Source organism: Streptomyces sp. Je 1-332, from assembly GCF_040730185.1.
Taxonomy (GTDB): domain Bacteria; phylum Actinomycetota; class Actinomycetes; order Streptomycetales; family Streptomycetaceae; genus Streptomyces.
Genome location: NZ_CP160402.1, coordinates 7,678,991 through 7,704,985, shown reverse-complemented (window position 1 = coordinate 7,704,985; position 25,995 = coordinate 7,678,991). Strand labels below are relative to the sequence as shown.

Annotated in this window: 22 protein-coding genes; 8 read left to right on the top strand and 14 right to left on the bottom strand. The window is 70.6% G+C overall.

Annotated elements, in window-relative coordinates; genetic code table 11:
- Positions 1–15 precede the first annotated feature (15 nt).
- The 7 genes from ABXJ52_RS34680 to ABXJ52_RS34650 form a co-directional block, all read right to left on the bottom strand.
- Positions 16–1,062, bottom strand: coding sequence for a hypothetical protein (locus tag ABXJ52_RS34680; RefSeq protein ID WP_367047742.1), 1,047 nt, complete (start codon positions 1,060–1,062; stop codon positions 16–18).
- A 66-nt stretch (positions 1,063–1,128) separates the two neighbouring features.
- A complete protein-coding gene (locus ABXJ52_RS34675) occupies positions 1,129–2,409 on the bottom strand; it encodes a TRAP transporter large permease subunit (protein ID WP_367047740.1) in 1,281 nt (426 codons plus the stop codon).
- A 4-nt stretch (positions 2,410–2,413) separates the two neighbouring features.
- Entirely contained in the window at positions 2,414–3,067 is a 654-nt protein-coding gene (locus tag ABXJ52_RS34670) for a hypothetical protein (RefSeq protein WP_367047738.1), read from the bottom strand.
- A complete protein-coding gene (locus ABXJ52_RS34665; RefSeq protein ID WP_367047736.1) occupies positions 3,064–5,193 on the bottom strand; it encodes a hydantoinase/oxoprolinase family protein in 2,130 nt (709 codons plus the stop codon). The genes ABXJ52_RS34670 and ABXJ52_RS34665 overlap by 4 nt, the downstream gene beginning before the upstream one ends.
- A 96-nt stretch (positions 5,194–5,289) precedes the next feature.
- Positions 5,290–6,900: an FAD-dependent oxidoreductase gene (locus ABXJ52_RS34660; protein ID WP_367047734.1), complete on the bottom strand. Its 1,611-nt coding sequence runs from the start codon at positions 6,898–6,900 to the stop codon at positions 5,290–5,292.
- Positions 6,901–7,025: 125 nt separating this feature from the next.
- Positions 7,026–8,138, bottom strand: coding sequence for a LacI family DNA-binding transcriptional regulator (locus ABXJ52_RS34655; RefSeq protein ID WP_367049464.1), 1,113 nt, complete (start codon positions 8,136–8,138; stop codon positions 7,026–7,028).
- A gap of 128 nt (positions 8,139–8,266) precedes the next feature.
- Entirely contained in the window at positions 8,267–9,160 is an 894-nt protein-coding gene (locus ABXJ52_RS34650) for an NADP-dependent oxidoreductase (RefSeq protein WP_367047732.1), read from the bottom strand.
- Positions 9,161–9,230: 70 nt separating this feature from the next.
- Between ABXJ52_RS34650 and ABXJ52_RS34645 the strand changes: the two genes are divergently transcribed.
- Together ABXJ52_RS34645 and ABXJ52_RS34640 are read left to right on the top strand one after the other, a co-directional pair.
- Positions 9,231–9,800 carry a helix-turn-helix domain-containing protein gene (locus ABXJ52_RS34645; RefSeq protein ID WP_367047730.1) on the top strand — a complete coding sequence of 190 codons (570 nt, stop codon included), beginning with the start codon at positions 9,231–9,233 and terminating at the stop codon, positions 9,798–9,800.
- A gap of 519 nt (positions 9,801–10,319) precedes the next feature.
- Positions 10,320–10,877, top strand: coding sequence for a GNAT family N-acetyltransferase (locus tag ABXJ52_RS34640; RefSeq protein ID WP_367047728.1), 558 nt, complete (start codon positions 10,320–10,322; stop codon positions 10,875–10,877).
- Between the two features lie 169 nt (positions 10,878–11,046).
- Here ABXJ52_RS34640 and ABXJ52_RS34635 read toward each other — a convergent pair whose 3' ends face one another.
- From ABXJ52_RS34635 to ABXJ52_RS34625, 3 genes are all read right to left on the bottom strand, one after another.
- Positions 11,047–11,991 carry a hypothetical protein gene (locus ABXJ52_RS34635; protein WP_367047726.1) on the bottom strand — a complete coding sequence of 315 codons (945 nt, stop codon included), beginning with the start codon at positions 11,989–11,991 and terminating at the stop codon, positions 11,047–11,049.
- Positions 11,992–12,145: 154 nt separating this feature from the next.
- Entirely contained in the window at positions 12,146–13,414 is a 1,269-nt protein-coding gene (locus tag ABXJ52_RS34630) for an aminotransferase class I/II-fold pyridoxal phosphate-dependent enzyme (RefSeq protein ID WP_367047724.1), read from the bottom strand.
- Positions 13,415–13,654: 240 nt separating this feature from the next.
- Positions 13,655–14,044 carry a cupin domain-containing protein gene (locus ABXJ52_RS34625; RefSeq protein WP_367047722.1) on the bottom strand — a complete coding sequence of 130 codons (390 nt, stop codon included), beginning with the start codon at positions 14,042–14,044 and terminating at the stop codon, positions 13,655–13,657.
- Positions 14,045–14,094: 50 nt separating this feature from the next.
- On the opposite strand from ABXJ52_RS34625, the gene ABXJ52_RS34620 reads away from it, so the two are divergent.
- The 5 genes from ABXJ52_RS34620 (at position 14,095) to ABXJ52_RS34600 (ending at position 18,359) form a co-directional block, all read left to right on the top strand.
- Complete coding sequence (locus ABXJ52_RS34620) at positions 14,095–14,910, top strand: AraC family transcriptional regulator (RefSeq protein ID WP_367047720.1); 816 nt, start codon at positions 14,095–14,097, stop codon at positions 14,908–14,910.
- A 100-nt stretch (positions 14,911–15,010) separates the two neighbouring features.
- Positions 15,011–16,600: an alpha/beta hydrolase gene (locus ABXJ52_RS34615; RefSeq protein ID WP_367047718.1), complete on the top strand. Its 1,590-nt coding sequence runs from the start codon at positions 15,011–15,013 to the stop codon at positions 16,598–16,600.
- Between the two features lie 84 nt (positions 16,601–16,684).
- On the top strand, positions 16,685–17,077 hold the full coding sequence (locus tag ABXJ52_RS34610) for a hypothetical protein (RefSeq protein ID WP_367047716.1): 393 nt from the start codon (positions 16,685–16,687) through the stop codon (positions 17,075–17,077).
- 98 nt (positions 17,078–17,175) lie between these two features.
- Positions 17,176–17,742 (top strand): DoxX family protein, encoded by a 567-nt coding sequence (locus ABXJ52_RS34605; protein WP_367047714.1) that lies wholly within the window; start codon positions 17,176–17,178, stop codon positions 17,740–17,742.
- A 161-nt stretch (positions 17,743–17,903) separates the two neighbouring features.
- On the top strand, positions 17,904–18,359 hold the full coding sequence (locus ABXJ52_RS34600; RefSeq protein WP_367047712.1) for an RDD family protein: 456 nt from the start codon (positions 17,904–17,906) through the stop codon (positions 18,357–18,359).
- A 268-nt stretch (positions 18,360–18,627) separates the two neighbouring features.
- Here the strand turns inward: ABXJ52_RS34600 and ABXJ52_RS34595 are convergent, their stop codons facing one another.
- From ABXJ52_RS34595 to ABXJ52_RS34585, 3 genes are all read right to left on the bottom strand, one after another.
- Positions 18,628–19,863 (bottom strand): glycosyltransferase, encoded by a 1,236-nt coding sequence (locus ABXJ52_RS34595; protein ID WP_367047710.1) that lies wholly within the window; start codon positions 19,861–19,863, stop codon positions 18,628–18,630.
- A gap of 64 nt (positions 19,864–19,927) precedes the next feature.
- Positions 19,928–21,610, bottom strand: a complete 1,683-nt coding sequence (locus ABXJ52_RS34590) for an ATP-binding cassette domain-containing protein (RefSeq protein WP_367047708.1) — start codon at positions 21,608–21,610, stop codon at positions 19,928–19,930.
- Between the two features lie 348 nt (positions 21,611–21,958).
- Positions 21,959–23,164, bottom strand: a complete 1,206-nt coding sequence (locus ABXJ52_RS34585; RefSeq protein ID WP_367047707.1) for a damage-control phosphatase ARMT1 family protein — start codon at positions 23,162–23,164, stop codon at positions 21,959–21,961.
- Positions 23,165–23,258: 94 nt separating this feature from the next.
- Here ABXJ52_RS34585 and ABXJ52_RS34580 point away from each other — a divergent pair, with 94 nt between their 5' ends.
- Entirely contained in the window at positions 23,259–25,316 is a 2,058-nt protein-coding gene (locus ABXJ52_RS34580; protein ID WP_367047706.1) for a phosphocholine-specific phospholipase C, read from the top strand.
- 27 nt (positions 25,317–25,343) lie between these two features.
- Here ABXJ52_RS34580 and ABXJ52_RS34575 read toward each other — a convergent pair whose 3' ends face one another.
- The gene (locus ABXJ52_RS34575; RefSeq protein WP_367047704.1) at positions 25,344–25,967 is read right to left on the bottom strand and encodes a helix-turn-helix domain-containing protein; all 624 of its coding nucleotides are present in this window, start codon (positions 25,965–25,967) and stop codon (positions 25,344–25,346) included.
- Positions 25,968–25,995: the final 28 nt, after the last annotated feature.

The following is a 25,995-nucleotide window of genomic DNA, read 5'->3' as shown; positions in this document are numbered from 1 at the left end:
TCCAGGGGGGCAGGGCTACTTGGCCCGGGCCAGGGCTATCGCCCCCTGAAGCCGCTCCCCCGCCTCGTACATCATGTAGGGCACGCCGTTCTCCGTTCCGAAACTCGGTGACGCGCTGCGCCCGTTGTCCGGCGCGCCCGTCATCGAGTCGTGGAAGATCCCGAGGTGGTCACGGCGCGAGAAGTCCTTGCCGACCTCGGTGATCAGGATGTTGCCGCCGCTGGCCTTGTCGGTGTTGTAGACGACGTAGGCGCTGTCCCCGCGCGTCAGCAGGTGGGGCCCGCCCACGTTCTGCGCTCCCACCTCCCCGTGGCGGATCAGCGGGGTCTGGTCGAAGGTCCAGTTGCGGCCGTCGGGCGACCAACCCCAGCCGATGTCACGGTGGTTGGTGGTGTTGTTCAGCATGAAGAGCATCACGTAGCGGGCGCCACGGGATGGCAGGTCGTGACGGAACACGCGGGCGTAGGACGTCTCGGTGGAGCCGCTCGGCAGCATCGAGGTGGAGAGCACCACCTTGTCGTACGTGAAGTGGATGCCGTCCTTGGAACGGGCGAGGCGTGTCGTGGTGTTCTCGCCGTGGAAGTACAGCCACATCTCCTTCGCGTCCTCGTTCCACAGCACATGGGGCGAGGAGACATGGCTGACCTTGTAATGGGGCTGCCAGTCGTTGGTGACCATGGGGTTGGCCGCGTACTCGGTGAAGGGCCCCTCGATCGAGTCGCCGTAGGCCAGGCAGATGCCGCCGGGGGCGTCATGCGGTGCGTAGTAGAGGTAGTAGCGGCCCAGAGCGCCTGAGATCCGGCCGACGGTGCCGCGCAGGCACGGGAAGATGATCTCGCCCGTGGGGTTGTACGCGAGGTCGCCGGGCTTCAGGACCGTCTTCACGTAGGTGTAGTCGGGGAAGCCGCCCGGGGCCGCCGCGGCCGTGCCCCCTGTCGTGGCACCCACCGCAAGGGCGGTTCCGGTGGCGGCGGCTCCGCGCAGGAAGACGCGGCGCGGGAAGGGCCGGGGGTGGTGCTGCTCGGTGTCGTGCTGTGCGGTGTCGTGCTGCGGCTCGTTCATTGCTGTTCTCCGTCCCGGGAGGTGCATGTCAGAGGTGCCTGGCAGGGTCAGACGGGCGTGGCGGTGTCAGAGGTAGGTGGCGGCGGTGACACAGAATCCGCCGAGCGCGACGGCCCACACGTAGGGCAGCGTGCGCACCATGACCTGCTGCGGGCCGACGCCCGCGTACTGGGCGCTCCACACGGTCTGGGTGCTGGTGGGGTCGGCGACGCCGAAGACCTGGTTGTACGAGGCGGCGATGCCGAGCACGGCGATGGCGGGGTAGATGCCGGCGGCGATGAGGACGCCTGCTATGCCCGCGCCGAGGCCGTAGACGTTCAGCGGCCCCCGGTAGAGGCACAGCGGCACCAGCAGGGTGAAGACCAGGACGAAAAGCACCGGGTTCTGCGGGCTGACGGCCTTGACCAGCGGTTCGAGCGCCTCGATGGCGCCCGGCAGTTTCACCGCGGCGAGCAGGATGCCGATCGCGATGAACAGCGCGATCGGGGGCGCGGCGACCTCGAAGCCGCCGTACAGGGTGCGAAGGAGGCGCTTGTTCATGTCGCGCGGGCGGGTCGTGGTGACCAGGGCGTAGAGCACACCGGCCAACAGCGAGGGAATGATGGCCAGTTCGAGGCCGAGGGCCAGGACCAGGGGCACCACGGGAGTGAGCAGCGCGTACCACGGTGCGTCGCCGAGCCGTTCGCGGCGCGAGCGGCGTTTGTCGACGGCCGTCTTCAGCGCCCAGGTGTGCTCGACCCCGCGGCGGCGGGACTCGACGAGGACGAAGGCGACGGCGGCGACCAGGGCCAGCGGGAACAGCTTCACCATGAAGTCGCGCACCGTGGCGACCGACAGGTCCAAGGCGGTGGAGAAGAACTGCCAGATGGGGAGCTCGAAGGGGACTCCGACGGCGATGCCCATCAGGATGGTGCCCGCCGCGGTGACCTTGGGGATGCCCACGGCGACCATCGCGGGGATGCCGATGATGCCGGCCAGCATGGCGGCGGGCGCCGAGCCGGTGACCGTGCCGACCAGCGCGGACACGGCGAGCACACCGAGTGCCACGACCGTGGGCCGGTCGCCGCCGAACTCCACGATCTTGCGGACGATGGTCCCGGCGATGCCCGTCTCGTCGAGGAGTCTGCCCAGCCACGAGCCGAGCAGCACCGCGATCATCGTCGACGCGAGCATCGGGGCGCCCTCCTGGAGGACGGTGTCGAAGACGCTCTCCTTGCCGGTCAGCGGTGCGCCGGCGGCGAGTGCGATGACGACGCCTAGCAGCACCAGGGCGAAGGCGGTGGGGAGTTTGCGGGTGAGCATGGCGGCGACACCCACCGCCATGACGATCAAGATGACAACGCCCATGGCGCTACTTCCCTCTGTGGGTCTCGTGGGTCACTTGGATCTCGTGGATCGCTTGGGTCTCATGGGTCACTCGGGTCACGGCGTCGCCGAGCGCAGCCGTGAGAAGAAGGGGGCTGCGGCCGAGCCCGCAGACAGCACGGGCATGGGCGTGGGCGGCGATCTCCTCCGCGCCCGCGACATGCCCGTACAGCCGCAGCCGTCCCGCGCGCAGGACGACATGGCCGAGGGCCCGCTTCAGCGCGGCCTTCGCCGGGCCGTGGTGGAGGTGTTCGTGCACGGATTCGTGGGCGAGGGCCGCCGCGCGCACCGATCCTGGCGGGTACCACTGCCGCCAGCCCCGTTCGTCGATCAGCGCGTCGGCCGCCGCGAGGGTGTCGGTGTAGAGCTCCACCGTCGGAGTCGGACGTGAGGTGTAGCGGGCGAGGAGGCCACGCTCCAGGCCGTCGGAGCGCTCCACGATCCTGGCCCGGCACGGCACAGGGGCCAGCGCGGCACCGAACTCCTCGGCCGTGCGCGCCCATTGGCGAAGCAGCTGCGGATCGCGACCCTCGTGGGTCGGCGTCGCGGCGAGGAGTTGGACGGCGTGGTCCAGGTCGTCGAGGGCCTCGGGCGGCGGCGCCGTGAGGTCGCTCGTGGAGGAGCGCGCGGGCGTGCTCATATGCGTACCTCGAGCACGGCGATGACCGGCTCGTCAGCGGCGCGCGCGTCGAGTTCGCTGCGGGCCAGCGCCAGCAGCGCCCCGGGATCGAGCACGCCCGAGAGGTCCGCGATCCGGGAGCCGAGCAGCAGCCGCACGGCCGGTGCGCGGACGCCGCCGTCGCCGTACGAGGTGGTCTCGCGCACCAGCTTCGCCAGGACGTCGGGGGCGTCGGCGACCCTGGTGGCCTCCACGCGGGCGTCGGGGACGTGGAGGCGGATGACTCCGTCGGCGTCGACGATCCGTACCGGATGCCGGGTGGCGCGCAGGGTGCGCCTCACCTCGGTCCCGTACACGGTGTGGGCGGAGGTACCGGCGAGGACCGTGACCTGGGAGGGGTCGGTCTTGAGGCTGGCGGCCGCCGTCCGTAGCCGTTCCGCCTCGTCCGTCCGGTGCGCGCGGTCCTGGGTGCGCAGTTCGGTGGCGCCGGTGGCCACGGCCCGCACGGTGCTGGTCTGCGGGTCGACGGTGACCTCGACCTCGACACCGTCGGCGGCGGCGCCCTGCGCGACGACGGCCGCCTCCGCCTCCGCCCGCACGGCGAGAATCTGCTCCTGTCCGGCTCCGGGAATGGTCCGCTCGATCTGCTCACGGACCAGCGCGAGCGCGACTCCGATGGGGCTGATCACCTCGCTGTGGCGGGCGATCCGCCCCTCCAGGCCACTGACTTCGGCCAGGTGCGGGGTGACGGACGCGGCGCCGCCGCCTCCGCCGACGAGCAGTGCGGTGTCCTTGTCCATCCGGTAGTCACGGATCATCGTGTCGACGACCTTCTTGACGTGCGCCGTCCCCACGTCGAGGAGTCGGGCCGCCGCGGTGGCGACGTCCACGCCGAGCGCCTGGGCGAGCGGGACCATGGCCGCCCTGGCGACTTCCTGGTCGCTGCGGGCGAAGTCGCCCTCGGGCACGCGTCCTGCCGCGTTGGCCGCGCACGTCATGGTGAAAGCGAAGCGGCCGCCCGCGGCGTCGAGTACGGCGTAGTCCGCCGGGTCGTCGGGCATCGGGCGGATGGTGGTGAGCGTGGCGTCGCGCAGGTCGTCGAGGGTCGCGAAGCACGCGTACGGCAGCCCGGCGATATGGGCGCTGCGGGGCCCGACGCCGGTCACCTTCCCGCCGCCGGTCCGGACCATGGAACCGCCGCCGACTCCGACGGTGCGTACGTCCAGGGCGTTGAGGTAGGACTTCTTGCCGAGGATCGTGGCGTGCTGGACGGCCACCTTGCCGCGCCGGACGACGCTGATGTCGGTGGAGGTGCCGCCGGTCTCCAGGAAGACGCCCTCGCTGATCCGTTCCTGCATCAACACGCCCGCCACGCCTGCCGCGGGGCCCGAGAGGACCGTCAGGAGGGGTCTGCGCCGCATCTCGTCCAGCGACATCACGCCGCCGTCGCAGCGCATCACCATCAGCGGTGAGTCGACTCCGGCCTTGGTGATGGAGCTGTCGACGAGGTCCGCGGTGGCCAGCATGCGCGGCAGGATCGCCGCGTTGACCACGGCCGTACGGGTGCGTTTGTGCAGCCCGTACAGGGAAGTGATCTCGTGCGCGGCGGTCAGCGGAAGCCCGGCGGAACGCGCCGCCGACACCACGGACCGCTCGCCCTCGGGACGGTCCACGCTGAACGGTTCGGTGGCCACGAGGACTTGGGCGCCCTCCTGGGCCAGCGAGTCGGCGGCGCGCCGGACGGCCGCCGCGTCCTCGGGGTCCGTGACGTGGGCGTAGACGAGCGGGAGGCTCTTGCCCGGGGTGAGTTGGAGCTTGCCGAGGGCGGCGAGCCTGCGGGTGAGGGCGGCGGCGGGGCCTGTCCCGATGCCGAGCAGGCCCACGGTGGCGACATCGCCCTCCAGCAGGGCGTTGGTAGCCTGTGTCGTGCCGTGCGCCAGAAAGGCGACATCCTCGGGTGCGCGGCCGGTCTCTTCCAGCAGACGGCTCAGTGCTTCCACGATGCCGTGGGCCACGCCGTCCTCGTGATGGTGGCTGGTGGGGACCTTCACCTGTCCCAGGAGTTCCAGGGTCGTGGCGTCTACGGCCACGGCGTCGGTGAAGGTTCCGCCCACGTCGATGCCGACGCGGATGCGGTGGGTGGTCATGGTTGGGCACCTCCTTGTGCGGGTTGGCGGTGCGCGGGCGGGCCGGGTGGGACAGGTGGAGCTGTCCCACCCGGCACTTGTGAGAGCGGTCGGCTCTCAGTAGCCGCGTACGTCGGGCCAGTGGCGCTGCACTCCGTCTCGGTCGAGCAGCCGGGCGAACTCGTCGAACCTCTTGTCCTCGCCCTGGACTTGATGGGGTTCGACCCCTTCGGACACGCAGTGCGCGGCCAGGGCGCCGGCCACCTCGCCGATGTTCCATTCCACGGGGTGGAGGCGATAGCAGCCGTTGGTGATGTGGGTGGTGCCGATGTTCTTGCCCGCGGGCAGGAGATTGCGGACCCGGCGTGGCACGAGGGCGCCGAGCGGAATCTCGAACGGCACCGAACCGATATCGATGTAGTTGTCACCGCCGGTGGAGGGGTGCAGGTCGATCCGGTAGTTGCCGACGCCCACCGAGTCCCGGTACTTCGTACGCCCGTAAGGGCCGACGACATCGATGGCGACGTCCTGCTCGGTGACAGTGGTGACGGCCTTGATCCGCCGCGACTCCCGCACGTAGGGCGCCTTGGCCAGGCCGTCCGCCGTGCCCGTGATGTCGGGGCGAAGGCGCAGGCCGGGGAAGCCGGTGCCGCCGTCCTCGCGGGGCGCCTCGGTCTGCAGCCAGTACAGGACCGAGAGCGACAACTGCCGCGCCTCCGCGAGTGCCTGGACCGAGGTCTGCTCGCCGCCACCGATCAGCGGCTTCAACCAGTAGTCGTTGAGGGGCCAGTTGACCAGGGTGATGTCGGAGTCGAAGGCGCCCGGCCGGTGCAGTTTGCGGGCGAGGATGCGGCGAAAGCCCCACAGTTCCTTGTCGCCCGCGTCGGCGCTCTGGTCGGCGTTGACGGCGAGCGGGTCGATCTCCGGGTTCGGCACGAACGTACGCGGGACCGCTTCGAGCGAACGCGGGTCGGGGGCGAGGAAGCCGAGGAGCGGTCCCGGCCAGAAGTCGGGCTGGTAGGAGCGCCAGAAGTCGTAGTCGACGGGGCGCTCGATGACGTGGTTCTCGCCCTCGTGGTGGGAGAGCGCGAAGCAGACGGTGATGCCCTGCTGGTTGAGGGGCTGCGCTTCGGCGGGTGCGTGCGGCTCGCCGAAATCGGCGCGTGACTCGGCGCCGACGGCGTGCTCGACACCGCCCAGTTCGAGGAGTTCGCCGGTCTCGGTGGCGTCGATGACGTAGCGGGCGTGGAGCGTGGTGCGGTCCCCGTCGCGCAGGTTCTCCAGGGTCACCGAGGTGATGACATCGTTGTCGGACTCGGCGGCGACGGCCCAGTGTTCGGTGAGCAGAGTCAGCCGTCCCGAGGCGATATGGGGCGCGAGCATGCCTTCCATGACGGCGAGGGCGACGCGGGGCTCGTGGCACAGCTTGCTCACCCGGCCCGCTCCCGGATTGAGACCGGTCAGGGCAAGCGCCTCCGAACGCAGGGGATACCACTGGCGGTAGTAGTCCCGGATCGACTCGCGCAGCTTGCGGTACGAGGCGGTCGTACCGAACTGCTCCACCCAGGGGTGCTCGTCGGGCGGCACCGCCTGGGAGGTGAGCTGGCCGCCGATCCAGTCGGTCTCCTCGGTGAGGACGACGGTCCGGCCGGCCCGGCAGGCGGCGAGCGCGGCGGCCACGCCACCGAGGCCGCCACCGACGATGAGGATGTCCGGTTCAGGGATCACGGTTCTCCTAGTGCTGGCTGTGCTGTACGTGGTTGTGCTGTGGGAGGCGGGGAGCGCCCGGTGGGGCGCGGCCACCCGCGGCCGTCATGCGCTGTCCGGGAGCACCTCGGGTGCGCCCGCGGGCGTCACGCGCTGTCCGGGAGCGCATCAGGTGGGGGCCCCGTGCTGGCGCCTGGCCGGAATGTGCAGGCCACCAGGGGGTCGGCAGCGTCCTCGCCCGCGACGAGCGTGGCGAGCAGGCGTACGGCGGCCGCGCCCAACTGTGCGCGGGGGATGTCGAATCCGCAGGGCGGCGGCTCGTCCGCGAGATCCGGTGGCGGGCTACCGAGCACCGCGAGTGAGATGTCGTCGGGGCATCGCAGACCGGCGTCGCGGGCAGCCGTGCTCAGCGCTCGCCAGGCGGCGCCGCTGTCGGTCTCTTCGGCCACGAACGCGGTGACACCCTCTGCCGCCCACCGCCGCAAGTGGTCCGGACCCAGCTCGCGTTGCGGCTTCGCACTGCGGAACACGGCAGCGTGCCCACCGGGCAGCCCCGCGGCTTCCAGACCCTCCAGGAAGCCTTGTTCGCGGTCGGTCGAAGCGGGTGCGTCGTCGTCCTCGCGTACGAGGATGATGCGACGGTGCCCCAGGGCGGCGAGCCGCTGGACGACTTCGCGGCTGGCGCTCACGTAATCGGCGCCGACCCAGGCGAGTCCCTCCGGTTCCTCCCTGCGGCCCAGGTGGACCACGGGAAACCCGTCGTCCACGAGCCTGCGCAGCTCGTCCACCGGGGCGTGACGGCCGAGAAAGAGACAGCCGTCGGCGAGCCGCGCCCTGTTGAGCGCGCGCGGCCCGCCGGCCCCCGCGCCGCCGGTACTCGACCCGGTGAAGAGCACCAAGTCGTATCCCTGTGCGGCGGCTTCCTGCTCCACGCCCACCAGGAACGGGTAGTACGAGTGCTGCACGTCCGTGGGGAAGGTGGCCGTGAAACTGAAGACACCGAGCAGGCCGTTGCGTGCCGCCGCGAGGCGCCGGGCCGCCGGGTCGGGTACGTAGCCGAGTCTTGCGGCAGCGTCGAGCACCTTCTGCCGGGTCTCGTCCGAGATGGCCACGCCCTGCTTCTTGCCGGCGAGGACCAACGACACCGTGGCCTGTGAGACCCCCGCGAGCCGGGCGACCTCGGCTTGGCGCGGCCGTCCGGTGCGCCCTGCCGGGGCGGACGCCCTGCCTCGCGCGGCCCGCTTCTTGGGTTGGTCCACCACTGCCCCTCCGTCGTTAATGCGTATTAGTTATGCGCATTAACGAGTACTGTGCGGGGCTCGGGACCACGGGTCAAGAGACGGGAACGGACTTTTTCCGCCACCCGCGCGCCTGCGCGGGAATCAGTTCAGACGACCACGACCCGGCGCCCGCGCGTGTGGCCGGCCTGGCTGTCGATGTGCGCCGCCGCGGCGTCGGCCAGCGTGTACGACTTCTCGACCGGAATGTGGAGCTTCCCCCGCGAGATGAGGTCGGCGGCCTCGGCGAGTGCTTCCGGCACGCTCCCGGCCACGCCGGAGAACCGGACGCCGGACTCCGGCGCACCGAGATCGGCGATGGAGATCACCTTCCGTGGATCCCCGGTCAGTTCGACGAGTTCGCGGATGACGCCCGAACCTGCCAGGTCAAGGGCCGCGTCGACGTGTCCGAGCTGCCGCACCCGCTCGACCCAGCCGGCGCCGTACGTCGTGGGGACGGCACCCAGGCCTCGCAGATAGTCCTGGTTCGCGGCCCCCGCCGTACCGATCACCTTGATGCCGCGCTCGCGGGCGATCTGCAGTACCGCCGATCCCACTCCCCCGGACGCACCGCTGACCAGCAGCGTCTGCCCGGCTCGCACACCGACCTGGCCGATGATGCGCAGCGCGGTCTCCACCACGGAGGGGTAGCCGGCCGCCTCTTCGAACGTCAGCCCCTCGGGCATCCGGGCCCAGGCCCCGAGCACGGCGAACTCGGCGTACGTACACGAGCCTTCGCCGAACACGCGGTCTCCGACCTCGACGCCCTCGACGCCCTCACCGACCTCGTCCACGACACCGGAGGCGTCCAGTCCGACTCCGGCGGGCAACTCGACCGGATGGGCTCCCAGCTTCTGGCCTTCGCGGACCCTCCAGTCGACGGGGTTCACGCCTGCCGCCCGTACGGCGATGCGTATCTGGCCGGGGCCCGCGTGGGGCTCATCGGCGTCTTCGAGTCGTAGTACGTCAGGGCCACCGAACTCGGTGAAGCTCACTCTCTTCATGTCGCCGAACATAACACTAACGGTTAGTGTTTAACAACGGTTATGATTTTGTAACTGGTAGCATCAGTGAATGACCGTGCCGACCGGACGTCGCGAGCGCAAGAAGGCCGCGACCCGCCAGAAGATCGCCGAGACCGCCCTGCGGCTCTTCCTTGAACGCGGGTACGAAGCGGTGGGCATCCGCGACGTGGCCGCCGAGGCCGACGTGGCCGTGACCACGCTCTTCTCCCACTTCGCCGCCAAAGAAGCGCTGGTGTTCGAGCAGGACGAGAACTTCGAGCAACGCCTCACCCGGGCGGTCACCGACCGGGCGCCGGACGAGCCGCTCGTTCCCGCGCTGCACCGCGAGATCCTGGCTCTGGTGCGGCACTGCACGGCGGACGAAGCCGCCCCGCTCTGGCGCATGATCGACGCCTCACCCGCCCTGCGGGAGTACGAGGAGTCGATGAGGCTGCGTCACGCGGAGGCGGTGGCGGGGGTCATCGCCGCCGATCCCGGCCTGGCACAGTCCGCGACGGCCTGCCGGGCGATCGCGCGGTTCGCGATCGACGCCTTTTCGCTGGCTCGCGATGCGGCCGATCCGGAGGCCGCGGTGGACGAGATCTTCCGGATGATCGAGGCGGCCTGGAAGGCCGCCTGACCTCACAGCCCCGCGCACGCGCCGGGCCCGCCACCCTGAAGGTGGCGGGCCCGGTGCGGTATTGCGAAGTGGAGGGGGTGGAGGGAGCCAGGTCAGGCTGCCAAGGTCCAGTGCATGACACTGTCCGGCACGCCGTCCCTCGTGGTTCGACCCGTGCACTGCTCGCAGACGGCGTGCTGTGCACAAGCCTGCGGTTGCGCCGGCTCACCTTGGGCCTTGCGTGCGGCCAAGTAGACCGCGATATAGGCAGGCCCGGCCGTGATCACGGCTACGGCAATCTCAGTGAAAGCCATCGGTCTCACCCCCTGGCACCCAGTCATGTCCCTCTCACCATAGGTGTGAGGGGCACCGATGAGCAGCAACTTGCCCGAACATGCCCTCAACATGGCCGGATTCGTCCACCGAGGGCCGGGCAGCGGTGCCTGAGGAGTGAGCCTCTCCCCCGGTGCGCGGCAGCGGCCCGTGGACCTGCGAAAATGCCGCGGCATCCCCGGCAGGGCTCGCGTAGGGTGCGGCAGCATGAACCAGGTTTCCCGCCAAGTCGTCCGTCCGGTACGTGCCGACGAGTGGCCGGAGGTGAAGGAGCTGCGGCTCTCGTCGCTACAGGATCCGGTGGCTCCGATCGCCTTTCTCGAGACGTACGAGAAGGCCGTAGCGCAGCCGGACTCCTTCTGGCAGGAGCGGGCCGAGAAGGCGGCCGACGGCGCGCGGGTGCGCCAGTTCGTGGCCGAGGGGCCCGGCGGGATCTGGATCGGTTCAGTGACCGTGCTCATCGAGGACGCGGACAGCGACGACGTGTTCGGCGGACCCGTTCAACAGCGCCAGGCGCATCTCGTCGGTGTCTACGTGCGCCCCGACCACCGCGGGAGCGGAGTGATCGACGCACTCTTCGAGACGGCCGTCGCGTGGGCGTGGTCGGTGCCGGATGTGACGCGGGTGCGCCTGTACGTCCACGAGGACAACGCGCGAGCCGAGAGCTTCTACCGGCGGTACGGGTTCGTACGCTCCGGGGAGACCGTCACGATGACGGGCGATCCCTCCAAGCTCGAGCGGGAAATGGTTCTCGAAGAGCGCTAGTTGTCAGAGGCCGGCGCGTCCGACGGACAGGCTCCGCAGGTGGGAAAGACCCCGCTCGGCCAACGGACGCAACTCCGCGGCGACGGCACGGGCATCGGCCCGCAGCCGCAGCCGCTCCTCGGCAGCGACGCCGAGTATGTCCTGGCTCCTGCGGGGCGAGGTATGCGGGTCACCCGTAGGTGCGAACGCGCACACCGTGGCGGCTTCGCATGCGGTGCAGTTCCCACAGGGCCACCGCGGTCACGGACACCGGGCCACCGAGGACAGCGCACCACTGCGCGGCCGGTGGCCCGTGCGGAAGGCCCCCTTCGAGCGCGACGCTGAAGAGCATCAGCTCCCAGACGAGTACGACGGTGAGCGCGGCCGGGAGAGCGGCGTGCACGTTGGACGTGTTGAAGGCATAGCGGGCGGCGTACGCGGAGGCGAAGAGGAGGAACGGCAGCAGCCAGGCGAGACCGATGAGGAGAGCGAGCGCGATGAGGCCGTTCACGAGCGTGCCGTGGTTCTGCTTGAGCACCAGGGCGCTGCCAGCCAGCACGAGCACGACACCCGCCAGGATGCCGACGTACCAGGCCACGGCCTTGAGGGGCGCTCGCAGCCGGGAGCGGAGTACGCGGCGTTGCGCGGCGGGGGCGTAGCGGATGAAGCCCAGGACGACCAGCGGCCCGGTGAAGATGAGCAGCAGCGGGGCGAGGATCAGCTTCACGACACCGTCGTTGGCGACCCCGCTCCAGCCGTCGTCCGCGCCGTAGGTGTAGACGAGGAGGAGGCTGGCGGCCGCACCGGCGATCGCGCGCCCCAGCTGCACCTTCCTCACGAGCGGGTCCGCGACGCGGCCGGCGCCGGGCTGGTTGAAGATCGCCTCGGCGCGGCGGCGGGCGGAGCGGATGAGTGGGATGAGGGGCGAGACGAGGAAGAGCGCGCACCCCGAGCGCCGCCGCCGGACGGGCTGCGGCGGGTAGGGATACGGCTGCGGGGGCGCGGGCGGGTACGGCCCGGGTTGCGGCGGTCCGTACGGGTTCGGGCCACCGCCCTGCGGTCCGTACGGATGGGGGCCACCGCCCTGCGGCTGACCGTTCCCCGGGCCCCAGCCCTGATATCCCCCGTGTGCCACGGTTCCCCCTTGCCTCCTGCGACGCTTCTGAGCGCGCGCAGTTTACTGGCCGGAACCGGGCTGGTGTCACCAGGGCCGAGGCCTCGAAGCGGGAACGCGATGGCACACGTTCCCGCTTCGGGGCTTCAGGCTCTGCCCGTGAGTGTCCTCGGAGCTAGGCGACCCGCTGCTCGTACCCCACGAGCCGTACGCACACGGCGAGTCCGGCGATGGCCTGCTCCAGCTCCGCCAGGCTCGGGTAGCTGGGCGCGATGCGGATGGTGGCGTCGCGCGGGTCGTCGCCGTAGGGGTGGGTGGCGCCGGCCGGGGTCAGCACGATGCCTGCCTCCGCGGCACGGCGTACGACCTCCTTGGCGCAGCCGTCGGTCACTTCGAGCGTGACGAAGTAACCGCCCTTGGGGTCGGTCCAGCGGGCGAGGCCGGTGCCTCCGAGCTCCGCCTCCAGAATCCGGGCCACCGCTTCGAACTTCGGCTGGAGCAGGGCGCGCTGGCGCTCCATGTGGGCGCGCACCCCGTCGGCGTCGCGCAGGAACATGACGTGCCGCAGCTGGTTGATCTTGTCCGGGCCGATCGACCGCTTGGCGTTGTTGGCGAGCAGCCACTTCAGGTTCGCGGGCGACGAGCCGAAGAAGGCGACGCCCGCGCCGGCGGCGGTGATCTTCGAGGTGGAGCCGAAGACGAAGACGCGGTCCGCGTTGCCGGCGTCCGCGCAGGCGGTGAGCAGGTCGGCGATCTCGACGGGCTCCGCGGTGAGGTGGTGCGCGGCGTACGCGTTGTCCCAGAAGATCCGGAAATCGGGCGCCGCGGCCTGCATCGAGGCGAGGCGGGAGACGGTCTCGTCGCTGTAGCAGACACCGTCGGGGTTGCTGTACTTCGGGACGCACCAGATGCCCTTGACCGCCGGGTTCTCCGCGACGAGCCGCTCCACGACGTCCATGTCCGGGCCGTCGGCGGTCATCGGCACCGGGATCATGTCGATCCCGAACCGCTCACAGAGCGCGAAGTGCCGGTCGTAGCCCGGAGTCGGGCACAGGAACGCGATCCGCTCCTGGTCCACCCAGCGCGACTCGGCGCCGGGCACCACGCTCAGCAGGGCGTGCACCAGGCAGTCGTGCATCAGCTCGAGGCTGGAGTTGCCGAGCGCGAGGAGCTGCCCGGCGGGCACCTGGAGCACGTCCGCGAAGATCTCCCGGAGCTCCACCAGACCCTGCAGACCACCGTAATTGCGTACGTCCGTGCCGTCCGCGGAGGTGTGCCGACCGCCCGGCAGGCTCAGCAGGTCCTCGGAGAGGTCGAGCTGCTCGGGCGCCGGCTTGCCGCGCGTGAGGTCGAGCGAGAGCCCGCGTCCTGCGAGGTCCTGGTAGTCCTGGCGGGCCCGCTCAAGGAGCCCGGTCACGGCGTCGGGGCTCAGCTCGGTGGTCATGGTGTGTCCTTACGTTGTCGGCGCCGCCCGGCCCTGTGAGCTGCCCGGGTCTGCGACGGAGGTGTCGGCACTGCCTGCCGAGGATACAAAGCGATGGCCCGCGTATGCCCCGGCAGGTGGTGCTCGTCACTCTCAGGAGAGACCATCGCGGCCCCTTGATGTGACCGCCCTCACAACACCCGACGTGATGAGAGCCCCGCATCGACGGGGCCCGCATCTACGGGGTCGGGATCTACGGGATCAGGAGACGAGCTCGGCGGCCTTGGTCATGGGGCCGCCGGCGTCGCCGGTGTTCAGTGTCCCCGCGGGCTCGAAGAGCAGGATGGCGGTCTCCTCGTCCGCCACCGGGCAGTGCTCGACGCCGCGGGGGACCACGAACAGCTCGCCAGGTGCCAGGGTCACGTCGCCGTCCCTCAGCTGGATGGTCAGGCGCCCGCTGATCACCAGGAAGAGTTCATCGGTGTCCTCGTGGCTGTGCCAGACGAACTCCCCGTGCAACTTGGCCAGTTTGACCTCGTAGTCGTTGAGGGTGGCCACTGTCTTCTGCGACCACAGTTCGCTGAACCCCGCGAGCTTGTCGGCGATGTTGACGGGGACGGACTTCTTGGACGTGCGGTGTTCGTTTTCCATGACCACGAGCCTGCCGCGACCGGACTCGGACGGTCTTGTACGTTCCTGGCATGAGCGAAGAGCGGCCCCGCACGTCCATCAACGCCTGGCGGCCGTCGGTTCCGGGGATCGCCGAGGTCTTCCACGCGCACTTCACCGACCACGCGTATCCGGCTCACACCCACGACACGTGGGACCTGATGATCCTCGACGACGGGGCCGTCGACTTCGCGCTCGACCGCCGCCGCCATGACGCGACCGGCACCGCCAACGTCCTCCTGCTGCCTCCGGGCGTGCCGCACGACGGACGGACGGTCACCGAATCGGGCTTCCGGAAACGCGTCCTCTATCTGGATGACTCCGTGCTCCCCCGGCGCCTGGTCGGCGGCGCGGTGGACGGGCCGATCCTTCTGGACCCCTTGCTGCGCCGGCGCATCCACCAACTCCATGCCTCGCTCGGCCACACGGGAGACGAGTTCGAAGCCGAGTCGCGCCTCTCCTTCGTCCGCGAGCGGCTCCACGTCCACCTCGACGCGCTGCGGCCCCGCACACCCGGCCGCGAGGCCAACCGCCTCGCCACGAAACTGCGTGAACTCCTGGACTCCCGGACGGTCACCGGCCTCCCGCTGCAGGAGGCCGCCGACGCGCTGCACGCGCACCCCACCCACCTGATCCGCTGCTTCCGGCAGACCTACGGCCTGCCACCGCACACCTACCTCACCGGCAAGCGCATCGACCGGGCGCGCCACCTGCTGCTCGACGGCCATCGCCCCGCCGAGGTCGCGACCAGTGTGGGGTTCCACGACCAGGCCCATCTGAACCGGCACTTCACCCGCCACGTGGGTACGACGCCCGGCCGCTATCGCCGGGGCGCAGGCGGGGGTTAACCCCCGGACGCGTCGACCAGGTGACCTGATGTCCTGTCACCTCCCTTGCTCCTAGCGTCGACTCCGTCCGTCCCTGCCTCAGGCACACCCAAGGAGCACGATGCGCGGCGTCATCCCCTCACTCGCGACAGGCCTGAGCCTGGCCGGGCTGCTCGCCGGAGCAGCGCCGTCGACGGCGACCTCCCTGCCCTCGACGGCGGCCCCTTCCCGGGCCGCGGCCTCTTCCTTGGCCACCGGCCCGATCTCGGCCTACGAGCGGCAGCGGCTGAGCTGGGGTCCTTGCTCGCAGGCACAGGCGGAGCTGAACGCGGCCGGGGCGCAGTGCGCGAAGGTGAAGGTCCCCCTCGACTACTCCGCCCCCGGCGGCCGCACCCTCCAGATCGCCGTCTCGCGCGTCAAGGCCAAGTCCTCGTCCCACCGCCGCGGCATCCTGCTGTCCAATCCCGGTGGTCCGGGCGGCAGCGGCCTCGCCAACACCCTCGCCCTGCGGCCCGCGTTGAAGCAGGTGGCGGACGGCTACGACCTCATCGGGTTCGACCCGCGGTTCCTCGGCGAAAGCTCCCCGATCACCTGCGCGCGGGCCGAGCCGCCGGCCCCGCCCGGCCCCTCGACATCGCCCCGCGCGGACTTCGACGCGTCGGTGCGGGCCGCGCGGGACACGGCACGGCGCTGCTCGGAGCACGGCGACAACGCGGAACTGCTGCCACACGCTTCCTCGCGCAACGTGGCTCGCGACATGGACGTGATCAGGGCCGCCCTCGGCGAGCGGAAGCTCTCCTACTACGGCATCTCCTACGGCGCCGACCTGGGCGCCGTCTACACCCAGCTGTTCCCCCACCGCACGGACCGCATGGTCATCGACTCCTCGACCGACCCGTCCGCCTCCCAGTACGAACTGTTCCAAAGCTCGGGCGCACCGGCCGAGGAAGCGCTGGACGCATGGGCCGCCTGGACCGCCCGCCACCACGGCACGTACCGGCTCGGCCGCACTGCCTCGCACGTACGGATGCGCGTCGAGCGGCTCCTCGCGCAGGCCGAGCGTCAGCCGGTCAGCGTCCAGGGGCAACGGCTCAACGCCCCTGTTCTGCGGCTGCTGTTGAAGCAGCCGATCCAGCACGCGGAGTACGACCCGACGCTGGCCGCCATCGTCCGGGACCTGGTCGACGCGGCGGCGGGAAAGCCGGTCCAGCCCGGCCCCGAGCTCGCCGCGATGCTGGAGCTGCTCGCTTCGCCCGACCTCGCGGACAGCATGGTGGGCGGGGCGCTCTTCATGTGCGGTGACGGCGGCTGGCCTGCCGGCGGCTGGCCGAAGGACCCGGAGACGTACTGGAGGAACAGCGTGCGCAGCCGTGCCACCCAGCCCGTGTTCGGCCCGTACGTCAACGGCATGATCGCCCCGTGCGCGTTCTGGGCCGCGGCGCCCCTCGAACCGGGCACGGTCATCTCCAACGACGTACCCGTACTGATGCTCCAGGCCCGCCGCGACAACAACGTCCCCTACGCCGGAGCCCTGGCCCTGCACCGCAGACTGACCGGCTCCCGCCTGATCACGGCGGACATCCGCTCGCACGGGGTGTACGGCCGCGGTCTCGAAGGACTACGCCCCGTTCCCTGCGCCGACCGCGCGGTCAACAACTACCTGCGCACCGGCGCTCTTCCGGCCCGCGACATCACGTGTGCCCGACGGTAGACGGCGAGCCGCGCCGCTGCTTCTTGCTCCGCCAGGGGTCTCCTCCTGTGCCCGCCGCCCGCTCTGACCTACCATCGGTCGGACATGGCCACACGGGAGATGCGACTCCAGGGCGGTGCGGTGCGCACGGCTCTGCTCGCCATGGCCTTTCTCTTCCTCATCTCCCTGCTCGGGATCGACGGTCTGTCGGGCACCGCTGTCGCGACGGCGGTGCCCGACGGTTCGTACGCCGAGCGGGTGGCCGACAGCCGGGACAGCGGACCTGATGGCGGACGTGACGGCGGACGTGGCTGTCACGAGGGCGAGAACAGGGCGCCGCGCGAGGCACTGCCCGCTCCCGAGCGGACCAGTTCGCCCTCCTTCGAGGCGACGCCCGCGCCGTACGAGCCGTGGGACGAGGCCCCTGAACTGCCCGGCGCCTCTCCCCCGGACGCGACGTCCGTCGACCTCTACAGAACCCAGGTCATCAGGACGTAGACGGGATCTCTCCACCCGCACCCGCCGACGGGACCGGTCGGCGTCACCACATCACCACCTCACCGCACCACCTGCATCGATCAACAGGAGAGATCCGCATGCCCCTTTCCTCTTCCACGTCCACCAGCACACACACCGCCGCTCTCCGCGGCACCAACTCCCCGCTCGCCCCCGCGCAGTACGGCGGTGACATCGGCCTCCTTCTGCTGCGCTGCGCGGTCGGTCTGACCATGGCGGTCCACGGCAGCCAGAAGCTCTTCGGCTGGTTCAACGGCGCGGGCCTCGACAGCACCGCCGGGTTCTTCGCGAGCGACGGCTACTCCGCCCCGAAGACCATGGCCACGGTCGCCGGTCTGACGGAGACGCTCTGCGGCCTCGGCCTCGCCATCGGCCTGCTCACCCCGCTCGCCGGGGCGGGCATCGTCGGGATCATGCTCAATGCCATCGCCATGAAGTGGGGCAACGGCTTCTTCAACCCCTCCGGCATCGAGTACGACCTGGTCCTGCTCACCGCGGCCGTGAGCCTGGCCCTCGCCGGCCCCGGCAGGTTCGCCGTGGACCACCTCCTGCCCGTCCCCCGCACACACCGCCTCTCCCACGGATTCGCGGCCGTGACCCTCGGCGCGGTCTCGGCCGCGATCGTGCTCGTGGCCCTGCACGACTGACGGCAGAGGCCGTCGAAGCGCCCCGCCGGACCGGTCCCTTCCCGGCGGGGCCCCAAGGCGCTCGCGCGATCTCGGACAGTAGCGTGCAGCCTGAGTCGGCCGGTTCACCGGTCCGGTTCGGACAGTGGGCAGTGGACAGGGAAGAGATCGGGAAGCAGAGCGTGGTCAGTCAGCAGTACGCCCCCGCCCGTGTCGTAGCGCCCTCTCAGGCGCGCAGAGTGGCCGCGGCTGTCATCGACGGGCTCCTCGCTCTGGTGGGTGGCCTCGCGGCCGGTGGCGCCGCCGGTGTGAAGGTGAGTGACGGAGTGGTCGAGGTGCGGCCGCTCTCCCCCGCGGTGTGGGGGCTGGCCCTCGGCGTGGCCGTCGGAGTCTCCTTCGCCAACCACGTCCTGCTCACTCAGGCCGCCAGGGCCAGCCTCGGCAAGATGATCTCGGGGCTGCGTGTGGGCCGCGCTACCGACGGTCGACGACCCGGTCTCGTCCGGCTCACCGGCCGTTGGCTGTTCGGCTTCTACTGGATGGTCGTCTTCGTCCCCGTCCATCTGGCGACGGACAGCGATGTCGCGCAGCAGGACGCGGTGGGCATCCGTGTGGGACGTCGGGCGCACCGTACTTGACGCGAAACCGCCACGGCCACCGCCCGGCGGCCGACGCGGCGTGGGCCGCCCGAAGACTCACCCGCACGAACCGGTCACCCCTCCCCCCGGCCGACCAAGTCGAGCAGCAGCTTCGCCGCCACTTCCGCGCCGTCCATCCGCAACGTGCTCGCCACCAACCCCGGCCGCGCACAGGCCTCAGAAGTCAGGGCTATCCCGAGCGCGGCCGACAGCGGACGACCAAGGGCGGGATGGGCAGCCCGCAGCCGAAGTCACCCGCGCTAGCCGGTCACCCCTCCCCCCGGCCGACCATGTCGAGCAGCAGCTTCGCCGCCACTTCCGCGCCGTCCGTGCGGATCGTGGCGGCCACCGACTTCGCCCGCGCGCGGGTCTCGGGAGTCAGGGCCGTCCCGAGCGCGGCGGACAGGGAGGCGATGGTCGGGGTCGGGCCGTCGTGTGCCGCGCCGATGCCAAGGTCGACCACGCGGGCGGCCCAGTACGGCTGGTCCGTCGCCTGGGGCACCACCACTTGGGGCGCTCCGGCGCGCGTGGCGGTCGTCGTGGTGCCCGCGCCGCCGTGGTGCACCACGGCGGCCACCCGGCCGAACAGGGTCTGGTGGTTGGCCTCGCCGACGACGAAGCAGTCGTCCCGGTCGTCGAGCGGGGCCAGGTCGGCCCACCCGCGGGAGACGAGCACACGGCGGCCCTGCGCGCGGACCGCATCGACGACAACCCGGGACGCGTCCTGCGAGTCCTCCTTCGACGCGCCCATCGGCATGCTGCCGAAGCCCACGTAGACCGGTGGTTCTCCGGCGTCCAGGAACGCCACCAGCTCGGCGGGGAGCGGCCGTTCGTCAGGCATGATCCACGCGCCGGTCTGCACGACGTCGAAGTCCGGTGTGTGGTGCCACGGGTCGAGGACCGGGTCCGTCGCCAGCCACGGCTTGTCGCCGATGACGTAGTCACGGACGTTGTCTACCGGGGGCAGGCCGACCGACGCCCGGTTCGTGTTGAGCGCCTCGCCGAACAGCGCGTTGATGCTCTCGGCGTCCAGGTCCCACAACACCCGGTTGTCCGTCACGTCCGGCGGGAACGGCCGGCCCGCGTACGCCAGTGGCGCGTGGTGCGGCGACGGCAGAGTGATCTGCTGGAAGGTCACGGACACGGAAGGGATGCCGAGCTTCTCGGCCACGGACCGCGCACCGGCCGCGGCCGGCATCACGCCGGTCGCCACCACCACGTCGCACCCCTCGGCCGCCGCGCTGACCGCATCGAACTGGCTCGCGATCAACTCGGCGGCACGCTGGGGCAGGGACGACGGCTGCGGCGCGGCGTTCGTCAGGGCGCGCGCCGACCGGCCCACCGGCACCAAGGGCACATCGACAGCGTCCAGCCGCTGCGCGAAGTCCTCGTCCGGCGGCGCGCACACCCGCACCTCCGCGCCGAGCTCCCGCAACCGCTCCGCGAGTCCCACCAGCGGTTCGACGTCCCCGCGCGAACCGTACGTAGACAACAACACACGCACTTGGTGACTCCCCTTTCTTGTCAGGTTCTGGCCCAGGCCCTGCCCGGGCCAGTCGGTTCCTGGCCTAGGCCGAGGATTCTCCGGCATCCGCCCGGCCGCGTGCCGCCAAGAGGTCGCGGACCTCGTCCGCGGTGGTCTCCTGGAGTTCCTCCGCGACGTGCACCCAGCGCGTGACGCCGATCGACTCCAGGAACGTCAGGTCGTGACTGGCGATCAGGAGCGCTCCCTCGTACGACTCGAGCGCGCCGGTGAGCTGGCGCACACTGGCCAGGTCGAGGTTGTTGGTCGGCTCGTCGAGGATCAGCAGCTGAGGGGCCGGCGCGGCGAGCATCATCGCCGCGAGCGCGGCACGGAAGCGCTCGCCGCCCGACAGGGTGCCCGCCAGTTGTTCGGCACGAGCCCCTTTGAAGAGGAAGCGCGCCAGCTGCGAACGGATGTGGTTGTCGGTGAGCCCGGGAGCAAGGCGGGCGACGTTCGCCGCGACGCTCAGCCCGTCGTCAAGGACATCCAGACGCTGCGGCAGGAACCGCAGCGGCACCGACGTCCTGACCTCGCCGGACAGTGGGGCCAACTCCCCGGTGAGGGTGCGCAGCAGCGTCGTCTTGCCGGCGCCGTTGCGCCCGACGAGGGCGATCCGCTCGGGTCCCTGCACATGCAGGGTGCCCTCCCGCAACGTACCGAAGCGGGGGCGCAGTTCGCGCAGGGTCAGCACGGTGCGGCCCGCCGGCACAGCGGTGTGCGGGAGGCTGACGCGGATCTCGGCGTCGTTGCGGATCGCGTCCGCGGCCTCCTCGCGCCGCTCGCGTGCCTCGCTGAGCCGCTCCTCGTGCAGGCCCCGGAGCTTGTCCCCCGACTCCTGCGCGGAGCGCTTCTTCTCGCCCGCCACGATGCGCGGGGCGCGCCGCTGGGCGTCCATCTTCTTGCTGTGCCGCTGGCGACGGGCCACCTTGACCTGGGTCTCCTCCAGTTCACGCTTCTGGCGGCGTACGTCGGCCTCCGCGGCCCGCAGCATCCGTCCCGCCGCTTCCTGCTCGGTGGCAAGGGCTTCCTCGTAGGCGGACCAGCCGCCGCCGTACCAGCTCACCGACCCGGAGCGCAGCTCGGCGATGCGGTCGACGCGTTCGAGCAGGTCGAGGTCGTGGCTGACCACGACGAGGACGCCGGAGCGCCAGGAGTCGACGGCCTCGTAGAGCCTGCGGCGCGCGAACAGGTCGAGGTTGTTGGTCGGTTCGTCGAGGAGGAGGACGTCCGGGCGTTCCAGGAGGAGCGCTGCCAGGCGCAGCAGCACGGTCTCCCCGCCGGACAACTGTCCTACCGCCCGGTCGAGTTCGATGTCACCGAGGCCGAGTGACCCCAGCTGGGCCAAGGCCCGCTCCTCGACGTCCCAGTCGTCGCCGACCGTCTCGAAGTGCTCCTCGCGTACGTCGCCGGATTCGATGGCGCGCAGTGCGGCACGCCGCTCGGCGATGCCCAGGGCCTGGTCGACGCGCAGGGTCGTGTCGAGGGTGATGTTCTGCGGGAGATGGGCCAGGGTGCCGCCGACGGTCACCGACCCCTGGGAGGGGCGCAGTTGACCGGCGAGCAGGCGCAACAGGGTTGATTTGCCGGTGCCGTTGGCGCCGACGAGTCCGGTGCGACCCCTGCCGATGCTGACGGACAGACCGTCGAAGACGCTCGTGCCGTCCGGCCACTGGAAGGAGAGGGCGGAGCAGGTCAGGGAGGCGCTGGGGGTGGTGGGTACAGACATGATGAATCTCGCAGTCGCAGGGCGCAGTGGGCGGGGGGGCGTCGTATGCGAGCACCACGCGGCGACCAGCCGAGAGAGAGGGGTGCGGCGGTCCGGGAGATCGAGGGACGGCTCATGCACCGAGGTCGCATCCACGCGGGGTCACGGGCGGCACGGCAAGGCCGGGCTGCGGCGTGACGGGCGTACGGCGAGGGCCGTACGGCGCGATGATCGCGAACCTCAGATGCGCAACGTCCACCTCTATCGGAGACAACAGGACCGTTCGAGACGATAACGACCTTGGGGGAGATTGGCAAAGCCTTACGCCATCTCTCCAGGTCACGGCTCTGCGGGTTACGGCTCTCGGGGTCACGGCCGTGCCTGGATCAGGGCGTGGGTGCCGCTGGTGCGCCATCCCTGGCCGTGTGCGGCGACGAGCGCCGCTTCGGTCCGTCCGTCGAGCCCGACGATCACGTCGGACTTCAGTGTCCGCAGGGCGGCCACCGGTCCCAGGAAGTACGCGGTGCGCTCCTCGAACGGCGTGGTGGCGGGCCACAGCCGGTCGCCGACCAGGCGCCGGTAGTTCAGATCGCCCTTCATGACGGTCACGTCGGCCTCGGCGAATTCCCGGCGCAGATCCTCGGGCATCCGCGCGTACGGCAGCGGGGCGCAGGAGAAGGCGTGGCTGCGTACGGTGATCCGACCGTCACCCATGGCCGACCACAGGCGTTGGCCCACCTCCGCGGCGACGCCCCGTGCGCCCTTGAGACGGTGCAGGCAGTCGATCACGTCGGCGGTCATGGCGTCCGAGACGTAGTACGGGTAGGGCTTGATGTGCAGCACGACCCGCTCCGCGCGCCGCAGGTGCAGGAGGTGGTCGATGAGGATGAGGTCGGGCAGCAGCTCGCGTCCGGCGTTGTCCGCGACCAGGCACAGCGTGGCCGCGCCGCCTTCGGGGAGCAGGGACCACAGCAGTTCGGAGTCGTCGGCGACGAGCCGCGATTCGACGGTCCCGGAACCGCCGCCGCCCACGGCGAAGCCGAGGTCGGCGCGGTTGCCCCACAGGGAGCCGAGGAGCATGGCCTGGCGCTGTTCGTCGACGGGACGCGGGGCCAGGCGGTCGAGTGCGGCCAGTTCCTCGTCGGCCTCCCCGGTGTGGAGTTCGGCCTGCTTGAAGGGGCGGAACGGATCGATGCCCTGCCAGGGCCCGGCCTCGAAGTAACCGACAGCGGTGAGGAGTTGGCGGTAGAAGTAGCTCTCGGCCCACAGGAAGGGCACGTCGAACCAGGACAGGCCGAAGTACTCGCGCCCCCATCGCTCCCACAGGTGACGGTCGTGCGCCTCGGGCCCCAGCGGCTCGATCACGCCCTCCGTGGCCTGCGTCAGGAGAGCGTCGAGGGCGCGATGCTGCCGAGGGCCGTACGGGAAGGCGTCGCGGACCTTCTTGATGAGCGCGGGATGCCGCTCCGCGAGCACGCTTCTGGGGAAGGAGCCGGGTGCGTTGCTCAGGATGACGGGTGCTTCGGCTGCGTCGGCGGCGCTGGCCGCGTCGTTCGCGTCGGCTGCGTCGTTCATTCCTTCACCTTTTCTTCTCACTATTTGAATGCCGAGGGCAGGCCGGTCTACGGTGACCGGTCCTCTATCCCCCATGTTTCAGAGGTACATCTTCATGCCCGCATTCAACCGTCGACGCTTCCTCCAGGCAGCGGGTGGCACCGCCGGCGTCGCGGCTCTGTCCGCCAGCATCATGCGCGCCGCCGACATCCCCGCCTCCGCCCGGTCGGGATCGATCGACGACGTCGAGCACATCGTGGTCCTCATGCAGGAGAACCGCTCCTTCGACCACTACTTCGGCACGCTGGGCGGCGTCCGCGGTTTCGGTGACCCCCGTCCGCTGACCCTGGAGAGCGGAAAGTCCGTATGGCACCAGTCCGGCGACGGTGAGGAAGTCCTGCCCTATCATCCCGACGCCGACGACCTGGGTATGCAGTTCATCGCCGGCCTCGACCACGACTGGGAGACCGGCCATCAGGCGTGGAACAAAGGAAAGTACGACGACTGGATAGCGGCCAAGTCGCCGGGGACGATGGCCTATCTGACCAGGGAGGACATTCCCTTCCACTACGCGCTGGCCGACGCCTTCACGGTCTGCGACTCCTACCACTCGTCGTTCATGGGCGCGACCGACCCCAACCGCTATTACCTCTACTCCGGGCATACCGGAAACGACGGGAAGGGCGGCGGTCCGGTCCTCGGTAACGAAGAAGTCGGCTACGACTGGACCACCTATCCCGAGCGCCTGGAGAAGGCCGGGGTGTCGTGGAAGATCTATCAGGACATCGGTGACGGCCTCACGGAGGACGGGCTGTGGGGCGTTCTGGAGGACGCCTACCGCGGAAACTACGGCGACAACTCGCTGATGTTCTTCAACAAGTACCGCAACTCGAAGCCGGGTGACCCCCTTTACGAAAAGGCGAGGAAGGGAACGAAGGTCAAGGAGGGCGGTCATCTCCTCGATGACCTGCGCGCCGACGTCAAGGCGGGGAAACTCCCGCAGATTTCCTGGATCGCCGCCCCCGAAGCTTTCTGCGAGCACCCCAACTGGCCCGCGAATTACGGGGCCTGGTACATCTCGCAGGTTCTGGACGCACTGACGTCCGACCCCGAGGTGTGGAGCAAGACCGCCCTGATCATCACGTACGACGAGAACGACGGCTACTTCGACCACGTGCCCCCGCCCTACCCGCCGGCCGACTCCTCCTGGGGCGCGTCCACCGTCGACACCGAGCTCGACCACTTCCCCGGCGACAGCGACTACAGCGCGGGCCCCTACGGGCTCGGCATGCGGGTGCCCACCCTCGTCGTCTCCCCGTGGTCCACCGGCGGCTACGTCTGCTCCGAGGTCTTCGACCACACCTCCGTCATCCAGTTCATGGAGCGCCGCTTCGGCGTCCACGAACCGCACATCTCCCCCTGGCGCCGCGCCATCTGCGGCGACCTCACATCGGCCTTCGACTTCAGCCTCAAGCACACCGAGCGCGCGGACCTGCCGAGCACCGACGCCTATGAGCCGCCGGACCAGGAACGGCACGGCAGCTACCAGCACTCCCCGCCGGCCTCCCCCGCCCTGCCCAAGCAGGAGAAGGGCGCGCGGCCCACCCGGCCCCTGCCCTACACACCCCTGGTCACCGCGGCCGTCAAGCCCGCCGACGGCAACGTCGAGCTCACCTTCACGCCGGGTGACGAGACGGGCGCCTGCTTCCTCGTCACGTCCGGCAACCGCGACGACGGGCCCTGGACGTACACCGCATCGGCGGGCAAGAAGATCTCCGACACGTGGAGCACCGCCCCCTCGGAGGGGACGTACGAGCTGACGGTGCACGGGCCGGGCGGCTATCTGCGGACGTACGAGGGCACGGCCGCGACCCCGGGCCCGGAGGTCATCGGCCGTCACGACGAGAGCAGCGGTCGCATCGAGCTCACGTTCATCAACCACGCCAAGACCGCCTGCCGCCTGACCATCACCAACGCCTACGGCGACAAGAGCACTGAGCTCACCGTCGCCGCGGGCGGGCGCAAGACCCGCCGAGTGGACCTCGGCCACAGCAAGCGCTGGTACGACCTGCGGGTGCGGTCCGACAGTGACAGCGCCTATCTGCGGCGGCTGGCGGGGCACGTCGAGACGGGCGAGCCCGGCACCAGCGACCCGGCGCTCCGCACGGCCTGACCCTGCCGCCCCGACTGCCTCTCAGAGTTACTGGTCCCCGTCGTCTCCCTCGCCGCCGCCCGGCCTGACGCGTACGTGCATGCGCTCGCCCTGGGCCCCGAACAGGGCGAGGAATTCGACGGGGATGTCGCCGGCGTTGGAGAACCCGTGCGGGGTGCGGGTGTCGAACTCGGCGGCTTCGCCCGCGGTGAGCACCAGGTCGTGGTCGCCCAGGGCAAGGAGCAGGCGGCCGGAGAGTACGTAGAGCCACTCGTAGCCCTCGTGCGTGCCCTGCTCGGGGCGCGTGGTCTGCCGGTTGCCGTTCCTGGCGACCGGCATGACCTGCTTGTAGGCGTGCATTCCGCCGAGGTAGCGGGTCAGGGGCACCCACGTGTTGCCGTGGCGCAGGAACGGCCGCGGGTGGATCCGCGGATCACCCGTCTGGGGCGCGCCGACCAGTTCGTCGAGCGGTACGCCGTACGCCTTGGCCAGCGGGAGCAGGAGCTTCAGGGTCGGCTCCCGCTGTCCGGCCTCAAGGCGCGAGAGCGTGCTCAGGGAGATGCCGGTCTCCTCGCTCAGCCGGGCCAGGGTGGCGCCACGCGCCTTCCGCAGCGCCCTCAGCCTCGGCCCGACGGCGGTCAGCACATCCGTGAGTTCGGCATCGTCGCCCATCCCTCCATTTGCCGGGTCGGCAAATATC

Bases quoted from the DNA above. Each gene is read 5' to 3' on its own strand.
- ABXJ52_RS34680 (WP_367047742.1), bottom strand. From the start codon at position 1,062: ATGAACGAGCCGCAGCACGACACCGCACAGCACGACACCGAGCAGCAC.
- ABXJ52_RS34675 (WP_367047740.1), bottom strand. From the start codon at position 2,409: ATGGGCGTTGTCATCTTGATCGTCATGGCGGTGGGTGTCGCCGCCATG.
- ABXJ52_RS34670 (WP_367047738.1), bottom strand. From the start codon at position 3,067: ATGAGCACGCCCGCGCGCTCCTCCACGAGCGACCTCACGGCGCCGCCG.
- ABXJ52_RS34665 (WP_367047736.1), bottom strand. From the start codon at position 5,193: ATGACCACCCACCGCATCCGCGTCGGCATCGACGTGGGCGGAACCTTC.
- ABXJ52_RS34650 (WP_367047732.1), bottom strand. From the start codon at position 9,160: ATGAAGAGAGTGAGCTTCACCGAGTTCGGTGGCCCTGACGTACTACGA.
- ABXJ52_RS34645 (WP_367047730.1), top strand. From the start codon at position 9,231: ATGACCGTGCCGACCGGACGTCGCGAGCGCAAGAAGGCCGCGACCCGC.
- ABXJ52_RS34640 (WP_367047728.1), top strand. From the start codon at position 10,320: ATGAACCAGGTTTCCCGCCAAGTCGTCCGTCCGGTACGTGCCGACGAG.
- ABXJ52_RS34630 (WP_367047724.1), bottom strand. From the start codon at position 13,414: ATGACCACCGAGCTGAGCCCCGACGCCGTGACCGGGCTCCTTGAGCGG.
- ABXJ52_RS34625 (WP_367047722.1), bottom strand. From the start codon at position 14,044: ATGGAAAACGAACACCGCACGTCCAAGAAGTCCGTCCCCGTCAACATC.
- ABXJ52_RS34620 (WP_367047720.1), top strand. From the start codon at position 14,095: ATGAGCGAAGAGCGGCCCCGCACGTCCATCAACGCCTGGCGGCCGTCG.
- ABXJ52_RS34615 (WP_367047718.1), top strand. From the start codon at position 15,011: ATGCGCGGCGTCATCCCCTCACTCGCGACAGGCCTGAGCCTGGCCGGG.
- ABXJ52_RS34610 (WP_367047716.1), top strand. From the start codon at position 16,685: ATGGCCACACGGGAGATGCGACTCCAGGGCGGTGCGGTGCGCACGGCT.
- ABXJ52_RS34605 (WP_367047714.1), top strand. From the start codon at position 17,176: ATGCCCCTTTCCTCTTCCACGTCCACCAGCACACACACCGCCGCTCTC.
- ABXJ52_RS34590 (WP_367047708.1), bottom strand. From the start codon at position 21,610: ATGTCTGTACCCACCACCCCCAGCGCCTCCCTGACCTGCTCCGCCCTC.
- ABXJ52_RS34585 (WP_367047707.1), bottom strand. From the start codon at position 23,164: ATGAACGACGCAGCCGACGCGAACGACGCGGCCAGCGCCGCCGACGCA.
- ABXJ52_RS34580 (WP_367047706.1), top strand. From the start codon at position 23,259: ATGCCCGCATTCAACCGTCGACGCTTCCTCCAGGCAGCGGGTGGCACC.
- ABXJ52_RS34575 (WP_367047704.1), bottom strand. From the start codon at position 25,967: ATGGGCGACGATGCCGAACTCACGGATGTGCTGACCGCCGTCGGGCCG.